Annotated in this window: 13 protein-coding genes; 6 read left to right on the top strand and 7 right to left on the bottom strand. The window is 66.1% G+C overall.

Features of this window, described 5'->3' with window-relative positions:
* Positions 1-118: 118 nt before the first annotated feature.
* Positions 119-1,426: an adenylosuccinate lyase gene (purB, locus tag LC066_RS03685; RefSeq protein WP_224896584.1), complete on the bottom strand. Its 1,308-nt coding sequence runs from the start codon at positions 1,424-1,426 to the stop codon at positions 119-121.
* Between the two features lie 153 nt (positions 1,427-1,579).
* Between purB and LC066_RS03680 the strand changes: the two genes are divergently transcribed.
* Both LC066_RS03680 and LC066_RS03675 read left to right on the top strand, forming a co-directional pair.
* A complete protein-coding gene (locus LC066_RS03680) occupies positions 1,580-2,002 on the top strand; it encodes a DUF6314 family protein (protein ID WP_224896583.1) in 423 nt (140 codons plus the stop codon).
* 189 nt (positions 2,003-2,191) lie between these two features.
* Positions 2,192-2,797 carry a biotin transporter BioY gene (locus tag LC066_RS03675; protein ID WP_222474735.1) on the top strand — a complete coding sequence of 202 codons (606 nt, stop codon included), beginning with the start codon at positions 2,192-2,194 and terminating at the stop codon, positions 2,795-2,797.
* An 83-nt stretch (positions 2,798-2,880) separates the two neighbouring features.
* Here the strand turns inward: LC066_RS03675 and LC066_RS03670 are convergent, their stop codons facing one another.
* Entirely contained in the window at positions 2,881-3,354 is a 474-nt protein-coding gene (locus tag LC066_RS03670; protein ID WP_224896582.1) for a GNAT family N-acetyltransferase, read from the bottom strand.
* Between the two features lie 245 nt (positions 3,355-3,599).
* Here LC066_RS03670 and LC066_RS03665 point away from each other — a divergent pair, with 245 nt between their 5' ends.
* Positions 3,600-4,379, top strand: coding sequence for a heme-dependent oxidative N-demethylase family protein (locus LC066_RS03665; RefSeq protein WP_224896581.1), 780 nt, complete (start codon positions 3,600-3,602; stop codon positions 4,377-4,379).
* Positions 4,380-4,493: 114 nt separating this feature from the next.
* Here the strand turns inward: LC066_RS03665 and LC066_RS03660 are convergent, their stop codons facing one another.
* From LC066_RS03660 to LC066_RS03645, 4 genes are all read right to left on the bottom strand, one after another.
* On the bottom strand, positions 4,494-5,501 hold the full coding sequence (locus tag LC066_RS03660) for a hypothetical protein (RefSeq protein WP_224896580.1): 1,008 nt from the start codon (positions 5,499-5,501) through the stop codon (positions 4,494-4,496).
* Positions 5,502-5,595: 94 nt separating this feature from the next.
* A complete protein-coding gene (locus LC066_RS03655; protein ID WP_224896579.1) occupies positions 5,596-5,913 on the bottom strand; it encodes a hypothetical protein in 318 nt (105 codons plus the stop codon).
* Between the two features lie 236 nt (positions 5,914-6,149).
* Positions 6,150-7,556: a type I glutamate--ammonia ligase gene (gene glnA / locus LC066_RS03650; RefSeq protein ID WP_222474731.1), complete on the bottom strand. Its 1,407-nt coding sequence runs from the start codon at positions 7,554-7,556 to the stop codon at positions 6,150-6,152.
* A gap of 27 nt (positions 7,557-7,583) precedes the next feature.
* Positions 7,584-7,922: a P-II family nitrogen regulator gene (locus LC066_RS03645; RefSeq protein WP_085887052.1), complete on the bottom strand. Its 339-nt coding sequence runs from the start codon at positions 7,920-7,922 to the stop codon at positions 7,584-7,586.
* 156 nt (positions 7,923-8,078) lie between these two features.
* On the opposite strand from LC066_RS03645, the gene LC066_RS03640 reads away from it, so the two are divergent.
* The 3 genes from LC066_RS03640 (at position 8,079) to LC066_RS03630 (ending at position 11,505) form a co-directional block, all read left to right on the top strand.
* Complete coding sequence (locus tag LC066_RS03640) at positions 8,079-9,641, top strand: NAD(P)H-hydrate dehydratase (protein WP_224896578.1); 1,563 nt, start codon at positions 8,079-8,081, stop codon at positions 9,639-9,641.
* A gap of 194 nt (positions 9,642-9,835) precedes the next feature.
* Positions 9,836-10,537: an autoinducer binding domain-containing protein gene (locus LC066_RS03635; RefSeq protein WP_224896577.1), complete on the top strand. Its 702-nt coding sequence runs from the start codon at positions 9,836-9,838 to the stop codon at positions 10,535-10,537.
* 107 nt (positions 10,538-10,644) lie between these two features.
* Positions 10,645-11,505 carry an acyl-homoserine-lactone synthase gene (locus LC066_RS03630; protein ID WP_222474728.1) on the top strand — a complete coding sequence of 287 codons (861 nt, stop codon included), beginning with the start codon at positions 10,645-10,647 and terminating at the stop codon, positions 11,503-11,505.
* 323 nt (positions 11,506-11,828) lie between these two features.
* On the opposite strand, the gene LC066_RS03625 is transcribed toward LC066_RS03630, so the two are convergent.
* Positions 11,829-12,680 carry a VOC family protein gene (locus LC066_RS03625; protein ID WP_224896576.1) on the bottom strand — a complete coding sequence of 284 codons (852 nt, stop codon included), beginning with the start codon at positions 12,678-12,680 and terminating at the stop codon, positions 11,829-11,831.
* Positions 12,681-12,694: the final 14 nt, after the last annotated feature.

Raw genomic sequence — 12,694 nt, 5'->3', positions numbered from 1 at the left:
TCCCGGGAGGCGCCGCGCCGCAGGCGGGGCGGGGGGCAGCGCCCCCTTTTGTCGGTCCCGCAAATGCAAACGGCGCCCCCGAGGAGGCGCCGCTGCAAATCACACCCTGTCGTGGCGATCAGCTCTCGCCGAAGACCCGGCGGAAGATCGTGTCGACGTGCTTGGTGTGGTAATCCATGTCGAACTTCTCGTTGATGCCGTCGACGCCCAAAGCCGCCACGACCTCCTCGTCGGCCAGCAGCAGCTCGCGGAAGTCCAGACGTTCTTCCCAGACCTTCAGCGCGTTGCGCTGCACCATGGAATAGGCGTCTTCGCGCGACACGCCGGCCTGCGTCAGGGCCAGCAGGACGCGCTGTGACATCACCAGGCCGGGGAACTTGTTCATGTTCGCCAGCATGTTCTCGGGATAGATGATCATCTTGTCGACGACGCCCGCCAGACGGTTCAGCGCGAAGTCCAGGGTCACGGTGGCGTCGGGGCCGATGCCGCGTTCGACTGAGGAATGCGAGATGTCCCGCTCGTGCCACAGCGCCACGTTCTCCATCGCCGGAATGACGGTCATGCGGACGAGGCGGGCGAGGCCCGTCAGGTTCTCGGTCAGCACCGGGTTCTTCTTGTGCGGCATCGCCGAGGAACCCTTCTGGCCCATCGAGAAGAACTCGGCGCCTTCCAGAACCTCGGTGCGCTGCATGTGGCGGATCTCGATCGCGACGTTCTCGATCGAGCTGGCGATGACGCCCAGGGTCGCGAAGAACATGGCGTGGCGGTCACGCGGGATCACCTGGGTGGAGATCGGCTCCGGCTTCAGGCCCAGCTTGGCGCAGACGTGCTCCTCTACCGCCGGGTCGATGTTGGCGAAGGTGCCGACCGCGCCGGAGATGGCGCCGGTGGCGACTTCTTCGCGGGCGGCCTGCAGGCGGGCCTTGTTGCGGTCCATCTCGGCGTAGAAACGGGCGAAGGTCAGGCCCATGGTGGTCGGCTCTGCGTGGATCCCGTGGGAGCGGCCGACGCGCACGGTCATCTTGTGCTCCATCGCGCGTTTCTTCAGTGCGGCCAGCACCTTGTCCATGTCGGCCAGCAGCAGGTCGGCGGCGCGCACCAGCTGCACGTTCAGGCAGGTGTCCAGCACGTCGGAGGAGGTCATGCCCTGGTGGACGAAACGCGCCTCTTCGGAGCCGACGTGCTCGGCCAGGTGGGTCAGGAAGGCGATGACGTCATGCTTGGTGACGGCCTCGATCTCGTCGATGCGGGCCACGTCGAATTCCACGTCCTTGGCCTTCCACACGGCGTCGGCATTCTCGCGCGGGATGACGCCCAGATCGGCCTGGGCGTCGCAGGCATGGGCCTCGATCTCGTACCAGATCTTGAACTTGGTGGCGGGCTCCCAGATGTCGGTCATCTCTTTGCGGGCATAACGGGGGATCATCGGCAGCATCCTTCTGGCCAGGCAAGGTTTGGGGGCCTCATAAGCGAGGCCGGGCGTCGGGACAAGCGCCGTGGGGTCATGCGGGCGTGCGGCGCTTCTTTTCTCGGGTTGGTGGTCGGGATAGAGAGGGCGGGGCAGCAGAAGGAGCGGGCCATGACCGTGCGGAACATCGATGCCTTCGCGGGGGGCTGGCGGATCTCGCGGATCATCACCGACCGGCGGGCGGGCACCACCGGTCGGTTCGACGGCCGGGCGGACCTGCGCCCCGATCCCGCGGGGGGGCTGATCTGGGAGGAGACCGGCCAGCTGCGCCTGGGCGACGGGCCGGCGTTGAGCGCGACGCGGCGCTACCTCTGGCAGGGGCTGGGCGCGCGGATCACGGTCCTCTTCGAGGATGGCCGCTATTTCCATGACTTCGATCCTTCCGGCGCCGCGGCAGAGGCGCATCACGATTGTCCGCCGGATGTCTACGACGTGGTTTACGATTTCGCCGACTGGCCCCGCTGGCGCTGCACCTGGGAGGTGCGCGGTCCGCGCAAGGACTACCGGATGGAGAGCCTGCATCAGCGCGGCTGAAAGATCCTGGGGGCAGGGCGGGCGCTGTTCCAGGCCATGCAAACTTTGCAGACTTTGCAGTTCCGTGCGGGCTTGCCCGGACGGCTTTGCAATTTGCAGCCGCTCCGATGCTGCTCAAAACTTGCGCTGCGCTGCGGCTTCGGGCATCAGTGAAGTGATGACACTGGAGGCAATGGAGAGGACGAACCCATGTCCCACGCTATGAATGAACAGGTGCTGAGCGAAACCTTCGGCCCGACCGAAGGCACCGCGCTGCGTCTGAAACAGGCCGTTCTGGTCGTCATGGGCATCGCCCTGCTGACGATCATGGCCAAGATCCAGGTGCCGGTGCCTGGCTCCCCCGTCGCCATCGGCATGGGCACCTTTGCCGTGCTGGGCCTCGGCGCGGCCTATGGCGCACGCCTCGGCCTGGTGACGATCATGGGCTACATGCTGATCGGCATGCTGGGCTTCGACGTATTCCAAAGCTCGACCGCCGACCTGAACGGCGTCAGCTACATGATGGGCTCCACCGGCGGCTACCTGCTGGGCTACGTGATGGCCACCGTCGTGCTGGGCGTGCTGGCGCGCCGCGGCTGGGACCGGTCGGTCCTGTGGATGGCTCTGGCAATGCTGATCGGCAATGTCGTGCTCTACATCCCCGGCCTGGCCTGGCTGGGCGCGCTCTACGGCTGGGACCAGCCGATCGTCGCCTGGGGCCTGACGCCCTTCATCTTCGGCGACGCGCTGAAGCTGGCGCTGGCCGCCCTGGTGCTGCCGCTGGCCTGGAAACTGGTGGGCCGCGCCCGCGGCTGATCCGGACCAGATCGCAAGATCATGGGGGGCGTCCTGCGGGGCGCCCCTTTTGCTTGGGCGCCTCGGGCAAACAGCCGGTGTGCTCAGGCGGTGTCGAGGCGGTATTTCAGGAAGGTCTCGCCGTCATAGCGGACCGGTCCCAGCTCGCGCGCGCCCAGTCGGGCCAGCGCGCCGAGGCTCCGCCGGCTGGGCGGCAGCAGGAAGGTGACGAAGGGAATGCGCGGATCGGCCCGGGCAAAGGCCAGCGCCTGATGGGCGATCCGCAGCCCGGAGCCGAAATGCTCCGGTGTCAGGACCAGCCCGAAATCCCATTCCGTGCCCTCCTTCTGGAACCCGCCCCAACCAAGGTACTGACCGTCGCCCAGAAAGGCCCAATGTCCCAAACCGTCGCGGGCCCAGCAGGCTTCCTTCGCTGCGACGAAGCGGCGCGTGGTCGCTTCGTCCCATGTCCCTTGCAGAAGCGGCATGTGAACCCCGACGCGAGGATCGTTCATCTGCGCCGTGATCTCGGCCAGAGGGACCTCGGGCAGGCGGGCGAAGGTGATCTGTGGGGCCATGGGGCAGGGTCCGGTTCGGGGGCGATATGGCGCAGACCTTTTGCGCCGGGCGCGCGCCGGTCAAGCCACGGGACCGAGAGGGCGATCAGAAGCGCGTGATGCTGTCGGGCCTCTCCCCGCCGTCGGCAATGGCAGTCCCGCATCGCGGCGCTGCGTCACCGGTGCCTTTCGCCCTGCACGTCTGGTCTGTCGATGGTGGAGCGCATAGCCTCGGCGCCAGATGACCAACGAGTGGAGTGTCAGGGATGAGCGGTGAGATCAGGGAGCGACAGGGCAACCTGACGACATGGGAGATCCTGCAATCCAGCCTGCCCTTCGAGGTGCCCACGCGCCTACCTGGCGCGGCCCCCATGGATCCCGCCGACTGGATCCTGGTGGATGAGGCCTTCGGCGCCCAGATGGCCGAGCGCGAGGCCCTCCTGACGACCTTTCCCGACAAGGTGCTGGCCTGCGACCTCGCCGCCCGCCCTGCGGCCGAGGAGCTTCTGGCCGAGGTGCTGGAGGCGCTGCGCGCGCGGCCCGATTACGAGGTCGGGGACAGCCATGTCACCCGTCCTGATGGTGCTCGCGTTTCACTGGCACCGGGCACGGATCCCGCGCCCGAGGCGCTACTGGCCCTGATCGGGCGGCTGGTGCAGCAGGACTTCTGCCTGATGGAGAAACGCGGCGAGGAACACGTGCTGACCGGCGCCGTGCTGTGCTTTCCCGCCAGCTGGACCCTGTCCGAGAAATTTCTTCAGCCCCTGCTGCGCATCCATGTGCCGGTGCCGGTCTATGACGAGATGCTGGCGCGGCGCGTGCAGCGCCTCTTTGACGGGATCCAGCCCGGGCGCCCGCTGTGGCGGGCCAACCACCTGCGCTACGCGGCGCCCACGCTTTTTGCGCCGGTGTCGGAAAGCGCGCCGCCCGCGCAGCGCCACCCCGAGGACGGCGCCTATATCCGCAGCGAGCGCCAGAGCCTGTGGCGCCTGCCCGAGAGCCGCGCGGTGGCCTTCGGCATCCATACCTTCATGATCCGCGCCTGACCGCCGGGCTCCACTGAGCGCCGAACAAGAAAAAACCGCCTGCCGAGGCAGGCGGTGTCCGAGGGGGCGGAGAAGGGAAATCGAGAGCGGCCCCATCGGGGGCCACCGGCTGCCTCAGATCAGGGGCAGCCAGGCCAGGGTTTCAGCCATCGCCTGTGTCGCGCCGGTGCCCACGACGGCGAAGACGGCCGAGAGGGTCATGGCATGGGTCGAGATGCGGAAATCTTCGCCCTTGATCAAGTTGTAGGCCAGCAGGGCCCCGGCGACGGGCGGGTTCACCAGCGCCACAGCGGCATTAACCGTATAGGTGGCGACCTTGTGTTCCAGGCGCTTGGGATCGTCTTCCTCGTCCAGTTCCAGGTCGGCGCGGAAGACCTCGCGCAGCTCGTCCTCGGAGGACATGGAGCGGCTGGTGACGCCGGCGGGGTCGGTGCCGACCCAGGTGTTCTGGCGCCGCGCCTTCAGCTCTTCGCGGAGCGCGTCGAAGCGTTCGTCCAGGTGCCCGGTTTCCGACTGGATCTCGGGGAAGACCGATGCCGCCAGGGTCGGCCGCACCGGGGTCGAGGCCATGGCGCTGGCCGTGCCGCCGGCGCGGCTGGGATGCATCGGGTGCTGCAGCGGGCTGACATCGGTGTCGCGCATCGAGATCGGCGTGAAGGCCGACTGGAAGCGGGCGGAGGTCAGCACGGTCTCGCGGTCCAGCCACTGCACGAAGGGCGCGCCGGTCTCGGCGATCAGACGATGCACGAGCTCGGCCAGCAGGGCCTTGGAGGCCTCGGGATGGCGGTCGTCATCGTAGGAGGTGTCGCAGACAGAGACGTGGATCCAGAACGTCGGGCTTTCCAGAGCCTGACGCGAGGCGTCGCTGAGGTGGGTGCGCGGACCGGAGGACAGCACGCGCAGGGTATCGGGATCCGCTTCGGGCGCGTCGAAGATCTGAAGCTCGACCAGCACCGATTGCGAGGCGATGGCGGCCTGGTCGAAATCGACCTGCACGACATCACCCTGCTGCCCGAAGGCGCTGAGGACGAATTTCACCGGGTCCAGCAGATGTTCGACCGTCACGTCACTGTCGTCGGTGAAGATCAGGCCGGCTTGGTGGCATTGGGCGGTATGAGACATGGAACTGTCTTTCCGTGGTTTGCTCTCGATTGTTTGCACTTTGGCGGCCGAATCGGGAGGAAGTTGGACGGAAAGGCGAGAAATTCACAGTTGGTTAGGAATTTTCGTGGCGATCGGCCCGGTTCGCGCCACAGTGCGGCATGGGTGTGGCGGTGTTGCCGTCTTCGCGCCGCAATTGGGCCGGTTGGCCCTGTATACAGCGACTTGGGCCATTGATGCGCTTCAGGGTCAGGATAGCAGACAGAATCGGATACACGCCTCGCGTGTAAAATGCGGACGAAACTGCGGCAAAGGCGCGCTTTCGATCCCGCTTCGTGCCGCAATATGGCGGGAATGTGGCGGTAGAATTAACCCTTTTGCCGTGATTAGGGCCCGCCGCGGCGAGTTTGGCGTCAATGACGCGCAGGCTCATCCCAAGGGTCCTTTGGTAGGATCGGCCTATCCCAATGGATAGGTTCGAGGCGGGCGGGTGGTGCGCGTCACGATGCCCCGCATGCCCGTCCCGGCGCCGCGGCGCGTGCCCCTGGGGCCTCAGATCGGCTGCAGTATGGGGCAGGGCACGCCGCAGCGCTCCGCACAGGGCAGGGGTGCAACGCAAAAGGGGCGCCCTGTCGGGCGCCCCTTCCGTCACTGTCCCTGTGATGGGGATCAGCAGGAGTAGTACAGAGCGTATTCCACGGGGTGCGGGGTGTGCTCGTACATTTCCAGCTCTTCCATCTTCAGGCCGATGTAGCCTTCGATCTGGTCCTTGGTGAAGACGTCGCCGGCCAGCAGGAAGTCCATGTCGGCTTCCAGCTCGGTCAGGGCTTCGCGCAGCGAGCCGCAGACGGTCGGGATGTCGGCCAGCTCTTCGGGCGGCAGGTCGTACAGGTTCTTGTCCATCGCGTCGCCGGGATGGATCTTGTTCTTGATGCCGTCGAGGCCAGCCATCAGCAGGGCCGCGAAGCACAGGTAGGGGTTGGCCGAGGGGTCGGGGAAGCGAGCTTCGACGCGCTTGGCCTTGGGGGATTCCGCCCACGGAATACGGACGCAGCCGGAACGGTTGCGGGCCGAGTAGGCGCGCAGAACCGGGGCTTCGAAGCCGGGAATCAGGCGCTTGTAGGAGTTGGTGGACGGGTTGGTGAAGGCGTTCAGGGCCTTCGCGTGCTTCAGGATGCCGCCGATGAAGAACAGGGCTTCGTCGGACAGGTCGGCATACTTGTCACCTGCGAAGAGCGGCTTGCCGTCCTTCCAGATCGACATGTTCACGTGCATGCCGGTGCCGTTGTCGCCGGCGATCGGCTTCGGCATGAAGGTGGCCGACTTGCCGTAGGCCTGGGCCACGTTGTGGATGACGTACTTGTACTTCTGCAGTTCGTCGGCCTGCTTGGTCAGGCTGTCGAAGATCAGGCCCAGCTCGTGCTGGCAGGACGCCACTTCGTGGTGGTGCTTGTCGACCTTCATGCCCAGACGCTTCATGGTCGAGAGCATCTCGGCACGGATGTCCTGGCCATCGTCGATCGGGTTGACCGGGAAGTAGCCGCCCTTGACGCCGGGACGGTGGCCGGTGTTGCCCATCTCGTAGTCGGTGTCGGTGTTCCAGGCGGCGTCCAGCGCGTCGACCTCGTAGGACACCTTGTTCATGGCGACCGAGTACTTGACGTTGTCGAACAGGAAGAATTCAGCTTCCGGGCCCATGAAGGCGGCATCGCCGATACCGGAGGATTTCAGGTAGGCTTCGGCCTTCTGAGCGGTGCCGCGCGGATCACGCTCGTAGGGCTCCATGGTGTCGGGCTCGACGACCGTGCAGTGAACGCACAGGGTCTTCTCGGCATAGAAGGGGTCGATGTAGACCGACTCGGTGTCGGGCATCAGTTTCATGTCGGATGCTTCGATCGACTTCCAGCCGGCGATGGACGACCCGTCGAACATGAAGCCTTCGTCGAGGAAGTCTTCGTCGACCTGATCTGCCATCACGGTGACGTGCTGCAGCTTGCCGCGCGTGTCGGTGAAGCGGATGTCGACGTAGGCGATATCCTCGTCAGCGATCAGCTTCAGAACCTTGTCCTTGCTCATTCCCTTTTCCCTTCGGTTTTGAGTCTCTTAAAGTGCGTCCGTACCGGTCTCGCCGGTGCGGATGCGAATGGCTTGTTCGATCGGCGACACGAAGATCTTGCCGTCGCCGATTTTCTCGGTCTTGGCGGCGTCGATGATCGCCTGGATCGCACCATCCACCTGGTCGTCGTCGAGGACGGCTTCGATTTTCACCTTCGGAAGGAAATCGACGACATATTCAGCCCCGCGATAAAGTTCGGTGTGGCCCTTCTGGCGACCGAAGCCCTTGACCTCGATCACGGAGAGGCCTTGCACGCCCACGTCCTGAAGCGCCTCCTTCACCTCATCAAGCTTGAACGGCTTGATGATCGCTTCGATCTTCTTCATGGGATACTCCTCACAGTAACGTCGCATCGGTCAGACCACTTTCGCAGCGCCCTCACAATTGGCTAGAGGGAAACCGGCGGAGAGGCCAGAGATGGCGCGAAAATGCCGCGCGAAAAAGTGGCGATGAGCGTAAAATTTGTGCAGTTTGGGAAAGTTATGTCAAATCTCCTGACCGGAACACAGATGCGGGCCGTGGAAGAGGCGGCCATGGCCGCCGGAGAATGCCGGGGGCTGGACCTCATGGAGACCGCCGGCAGTTCGGTGGTGTCGGAGATTTATCGTTATTGGCCAGAGCTTTGCGAGGCGTCCCGCCCGCGTGCGGCGATTCTCTGCGGGCCAGGCAACAACGGTGGCGATGGTTTTGTCGTGGCAAGACATCTTGTCGACTGCGGCTGGCAGGTGGAGCTCGGCCTGCTGGGCGATCCTGCCCGCCTTTCAGGCGATGCGGCCGAGATGCATGCGCAATGGGCAGAGCGGGGCGCCGTGCTGGAGCTGGACAGCGTGCTGGGGCGTCTCGATGCCGCGCCGGTGGACCTGGCGGTGGATGCGCTTTTCGGCACCGGTCTGGCGCGGCCCCTGTCGGCGGATCTGGCCTCAGCTCTGCGGCAGGTCCTGGCGGCGGCGCAGCGGCGCGTGGCGGTCGACATCCTTTCCGGTCTGGATGCCGACAGCGGTCGGATGCTGGGTGGCGTCGATGCAGGTGCCGTGGATCTGACGGTGACCTTCCATACCGCCAAGCCGGGGCACGTGCTGGGGCAGGGCGCGGCGCTGAGCCCCGCGTTGGTGGTGGCCGACATCGGCCTGGACGGGGACCGGGACGCGGAGCGGGCCGGCGGGCCCGTCGCGCAGCTGGTCGAGGGGGAGGCGTGCCGCCGGGTCGCGCACAAGGACCCGGCGGGGCACAAGTTCACATCCGGTCATGCGCTGGTACTGACGGGCGGGGCGGGGCGCACCGGTGCCGCCCGTCTGTCGGCCCGCGCGGCGCTGCGCATGGGCGCCGGCCTGGTGACCCTGGGCGTCCCGCCTGCCGCGCAGATGGAGGTGGCATCGCAGATCACCGCGCTGATGCTGGCTCGGATCCCGGACGCCGACGCGCTCGGCACGCTGCTGGCGGACGACCCGCGCTATACGTCCATCTGCCTCGGCCCCGGGCTGGGTACGGACGACCGCGCGCGTGCGCTGGTCCTGACGGCCCTGGCCGCCGGACGGCGCACGGTGCTGGACGCCGATGCCCTCAGCCTGTTTGCCGAGAATCCGGAGGCGCTTCTGGCCGAGACACGCGGGCAGGCGGTGGTTCTGACGCCCCATTGGGGCGAGTTTGCCCGTCTTTTCCCGGACCTGGCGGAGGCCGCCAAGGCGCCCGCGGATCGCGGCCCGGCCCTGTCGAAGCTGGATGTGGTGCGGCAGGCGGCGGACCGGGCCGGCTGCGTTGTCCTGCTGAAGGGGGCCGACACGGTGATCGCCGCGCCGGATGGCACGGCGCGCGTCAACGCGGCGCAGCGCGAGCGGGCCTGTCCCTGGCTGGCTACGGCCGGGGCCGGGGACGTTCTGTCGGGGATCATTTGCGGCCTTCTGGCCCGCGGGTTCGCCCCGCTGGAGGCCGCCGCGACCGGCGCCTGGCTGCATGCCGACTGCGCCCGCCGTTTCGGCCCCGGCCTGATCGCGGAAGACCTGCCGGAGATGCTGCCACAGGTCCTGCGCGCATTGCAGGGTGACTGATGCGGCAAGGCAGGCGGCGCCCGGCCGTTTCATTCCGTCGGGATTGTTCCCATTTCGTGGTAACGGGGCCACGTCAGGCCAGTGCAAGATGCCTTTTCGGTTGCGTTGCGGTCCGATCCCGACAATTCATAGAAGAGCTGTCCCAAAGTGTCGGAAACTTGGTGTTGGGACCCTACCGTTAACGCGAGAGACTTTTGGCTGTCATCGACCTCAGTAAACGCGACGCGCCTGCGAATGATCTCAGGCAGTTTCTGGATACCGTGTGTGACACGCATGAGCTCGATTACGCGGCCTATGCCGGGGTGAACCCGATTGCGCAGACGGTGCATGGTTTCGTCAATTATCCCGACGAATGGCAGCAGCTTTATGTCGATCAGAATTTCCAGCACAGGGATCCGACGTTGCTGGCCGCCAGCCGAAGTATCGCCCCGGTGGATTGGAAACGCCTGCATCGGGAAGAGTCCTTCGACACGATCTTTCATGCGGCGCATGATTTCGGAATTTCCAAGCAGGGGCTGACCATCCCGGTGCGCGGGCCCTACGGCGACATTGGGCTGTTCAGCGTCACCCGGGACTGTTCCGAACGGGAATGGCAGCTGCTGAAATCCAGCATCCTGTCAGAGCTTCAGGCGGCGGCGGTGCACCTGCACGATCATGTTGTGCAATCCCACGACATGGTGCGCCGGCTGACCCATCCGGCCCTGTCGCAGCGCGAAACCGATGTGCTGCAATGGATCGCGGCGGGAAAGACCCAGCAGGATGTCGGGGATATCCTCGCGATTTCCAGCCGGACGGTGGAGGTGCATCTGCGCTCCAGCCGAACCAAGCTGGGGGCGCTGACCACCGCCCAGGCTGTGGGCCGCGCGATCAGCCTCGGACTGATTCATCCCGGCTGATGCCCTTTGTTTCCTAGCTCTGGGGCAGGGTAAGGGATTTCCCTAATAGAATGGCTGCGGCGATCCGCATACTCCTTCATTCATGGGAATGAATTGGAGGGGTCAGAATGATCCTAATTGTCGACGGACTCAATCGGCATCGCTACAGCAACCTGATTGACGAGATGTTCGCGCTGCGTGCGCGTGTTTTCAAGGACCGCCTAGGATGGGACGTGGTGGTCAAGGATGGCAAGGAGATCGATGAATTCGATTCCCTTGATCCGGCCTACGTGCTGGGCCTGGACGATGACGGGCATGTGGTGGCCTGTGTCCGGGCGCTGCAGACAACCGGCCCGCATATGCTGTCGGATGTCTTCTCGGACATCCTGGACGGTGAGCCGCCGCTGCGCAGCCCCACGCTCTGGGAATCGACGCGGTTCTGCGTGGATACCGACCGGCTGAGCGGCGGGAAATCCCGCAACTCCGTCAGCTACGCCACCTGTGAACTGATGGCCGGCTCGCTGGAGTTTGCACGGGAGTCGGGCATCACCGACATCGTCACCGTGATCGACCCGATCATGAACCGGGTGCTGAAACGCTCCGACTGCGTGCCCTATGGCTATGTCGGTTCGACCAAGCCCATGGGCAAGACCTCCGCCATGGCGGCGCTGCTGGACTGCACCGAAGAGCGCATCAACCGCATCCGGGCCTTCGCCGGGATCGAGGGCGATATCTTCGTCGATGATGCGACCGCACGGGCGCTCGAAGACGGGGCAGAAACCCCTTCGACCGCCACCATGGCCTCGGAGCCGGCGCAGTTCGCTCCGGAGGACGCGAAGGCCACGCCCTCCGCGCTTCAGGCCTGGTGCCAGGAGCAACTGGGCGCAGCCTCTTCAACGAGTGAGCGGACCGCGGCTCTGGACCTGGTTGCAACCCTTCAGGACGCAGGGATGATCCCTGAAGGAACGTTGAGCCTGAACAAGGTCTGATACTGGGCCTGAAGTTGGGCCTCTATCCGGGACCGAGTAACTCCGGCCCCTGATCCAATCGGGTGTGACGACGGCATGTGGGGTGCCTGCGCCAGACCCAGATCCACCATCCCCGACCGCAGGGCCGGGGAAGGTAGTTGTTACACGTTCCCTATCTGCCGGCTCCCGGGTGTTTCCCTTGCGCCCTGGGGACCGGTGGATGTGTTTCCCGTCGCACGCGCAGCAGCTCTGGGCATGTCCGGAGACTATCGCGCGCTGCACCTCGGTCAGCCGACCGACCCGGGGAAGAGCCCCGGCGGAGCCCTTCCCGTGCTGTCACGCTCTCAGACGAGCCTGATCCTGGTGCCCCAGTCGTCCTCGAAGAGGCCGCCTGTCGCGGCGTCGCGGCTTTGCAGTTCCACGAAATCCAGCCCGGTCTCATGTTCCGACCGGCGCCCGGCCCCGGCGCTGACCCATTCGTTGACCGCCACGTGGTGGTGGTAGCCGCCGGTCGACAGGAAGACGGCGTCGTCACGGGTGCTGACCGCGTCGAATCCCATGGTGTCACGCCACCACCGGCCCGCCCGTGTGGCATCGCCCACCTTCAGGTGCACATGGCCAATGCAGGTGCCAGCCGGGGCGCCGCGCCAGAGCGGCGGCAGCAGGCCAAGCGCGCCCATGATACCGTCCACGTCCAGCGCATAGGTGCCCATCTGCACCTCCCCGTCGACCCAGGTCCAGGTCTCCTGCGGGCGGTCGGCGTAGATCTCGACCCCGTTTCCTTCCGGATCGGTCAGGTAGATCGCCTCGCTGACGCGGTGGTCGGCGGTGCCGCTGACCGGCAGGCGCTGGTCGATGGCCATGGCGATCCATTGGGCCAGGTCCCGGCGGGAGGGCAGCAGGAAGGCGGTGTGGAAGAGCCCCGCCTCCTGCGGGCCGGCCAGGGCCAGCCCGTCGACCTCGGTCAGGGCCAGCAGGGGCGTGCCGCCGGCGCCCAGCCAGATCGTGGCACCGTCCCGGCTGATCTCCTGCAGACCCACGGCGGCGTTGTACCAGGCGGCCAGCGCCTCGGCGTCGCGGCTGCGCAGTCCGACCGCGCCGACATGCACCGGCGCCTCGACCGGCAGGCTGTTGGCCGCCGAGGCGCCCCGGGGCAGGGTGGAGGCAAGCGCCGCAGCGCCCGCCCCCGTCAGCATCTCGCGCCGCCGCA

This window comes from Pseudooceanicola marinus (assembly GCF_020177265.1).
Taxonomy (GTDB): Bacteria; Pseudomonadota; Alphaproteobacteria; order Rhodobacterales; family Rhodobacteraceae; genus Pseudooceanicola; species Pseudooceanicola marinus_A.
The sequence above is the reverse complement of the archived record's forward strand: the minus strand, read 5'-3'. Positions and strand labels throughout refer to the sequence as shown.

What these genes read in the sequence shown, in the direction of transcription:
- purB (WP_224896584.1), bottom strand. Translation starts at nt 1,426, where the DNA reads ATGATCCCCCGTTATGCCCGCAAAGAGATGACCGACATCTGGGAGCCC.
- LC066_RS03680 (WP_224896583.1), top strand. Translation starts at nt 1,580, where the DNA reads ATGACCGTGCGGAACATCGATGCCTTCGCGGGGGGCTGGCGGATCTCG.
- LC066_RS03675 (WP_222474735.1), top strand. Translation starts at nt 2,192, where the DNA reads ATGTCCCACGCTATGAATGAACAGGTGCTGAGCGAAACCTTCGGCCCG.
- LC066_RS03670 (WP_224896582.1), bottom strand. Translation starts at nt 3,354, where the DNA reads ATGGCCCCACAGATCACCTTCGCCCGCCTGCCCGAGGTCCCTCTGGCC.
- LC066_RS03665 (WP_224896581.1), top strand. Translation starts at nt 3,600, where the DNA reads ATGAGCGGTGAGATCAGGGAGCGACAGGGCAACCTGACGACATGGGAG.
- LC066_RS03660 (WP_224896580.1), bottom strand. Translation starts at nt 5,501, where the DNA reads ATGTCTCATACCGCCCAATGCCACCAAGCCGGCCTGATCTTCACCGAC.
- LC066_RS03655 (WP_224896579.1), bottom strand. Translation starts at nt 5,913, where the DNA reads ATGAGCCTGCGCGTCATTGACGCCAAACTCGCCGCGGCGGGCCCTAAT.
- glnA (WP_222474731.1), bottom strand. Translation starts at nt 7,556, where the DNA reads ATGAGCAAGGACAAGGTTCTGAAGCTGATCGCTGACGAGGATATCGCC.
- LC066_RS03645 (WP_085887052.1), bottom strand. Translation starts at nt 7,922, where the DNA reads ATGAAGAAGATCGAAGCGATCATCAAGCCGTTCAAGCTTGATGAGGTG.
- LC066_RS03640 (WP_224896578.1), top strand. Translation starts at nt 8,079, where the DNA reads ATGTCAAATCTCCTGACCGGAACACAGATGCGGGCCGTGGAAGAGGCG.
- LC066_RS03630 (WP_222474728.1), top strand. Translation starts at nt 10,645, where the DNA reads ATGATCCTAATTGTCGACGGACTCAATCGGCATCGCTACAGCAACCTG.
- LC066_RS03625 (WP_224896576.1), bottom strand. Translation starts at nt 12,680, where the DNA reads ATGCTGACGGGGGCGGGCGCTGCGGCGCTTGCCTCCACCCTGCCCCGG.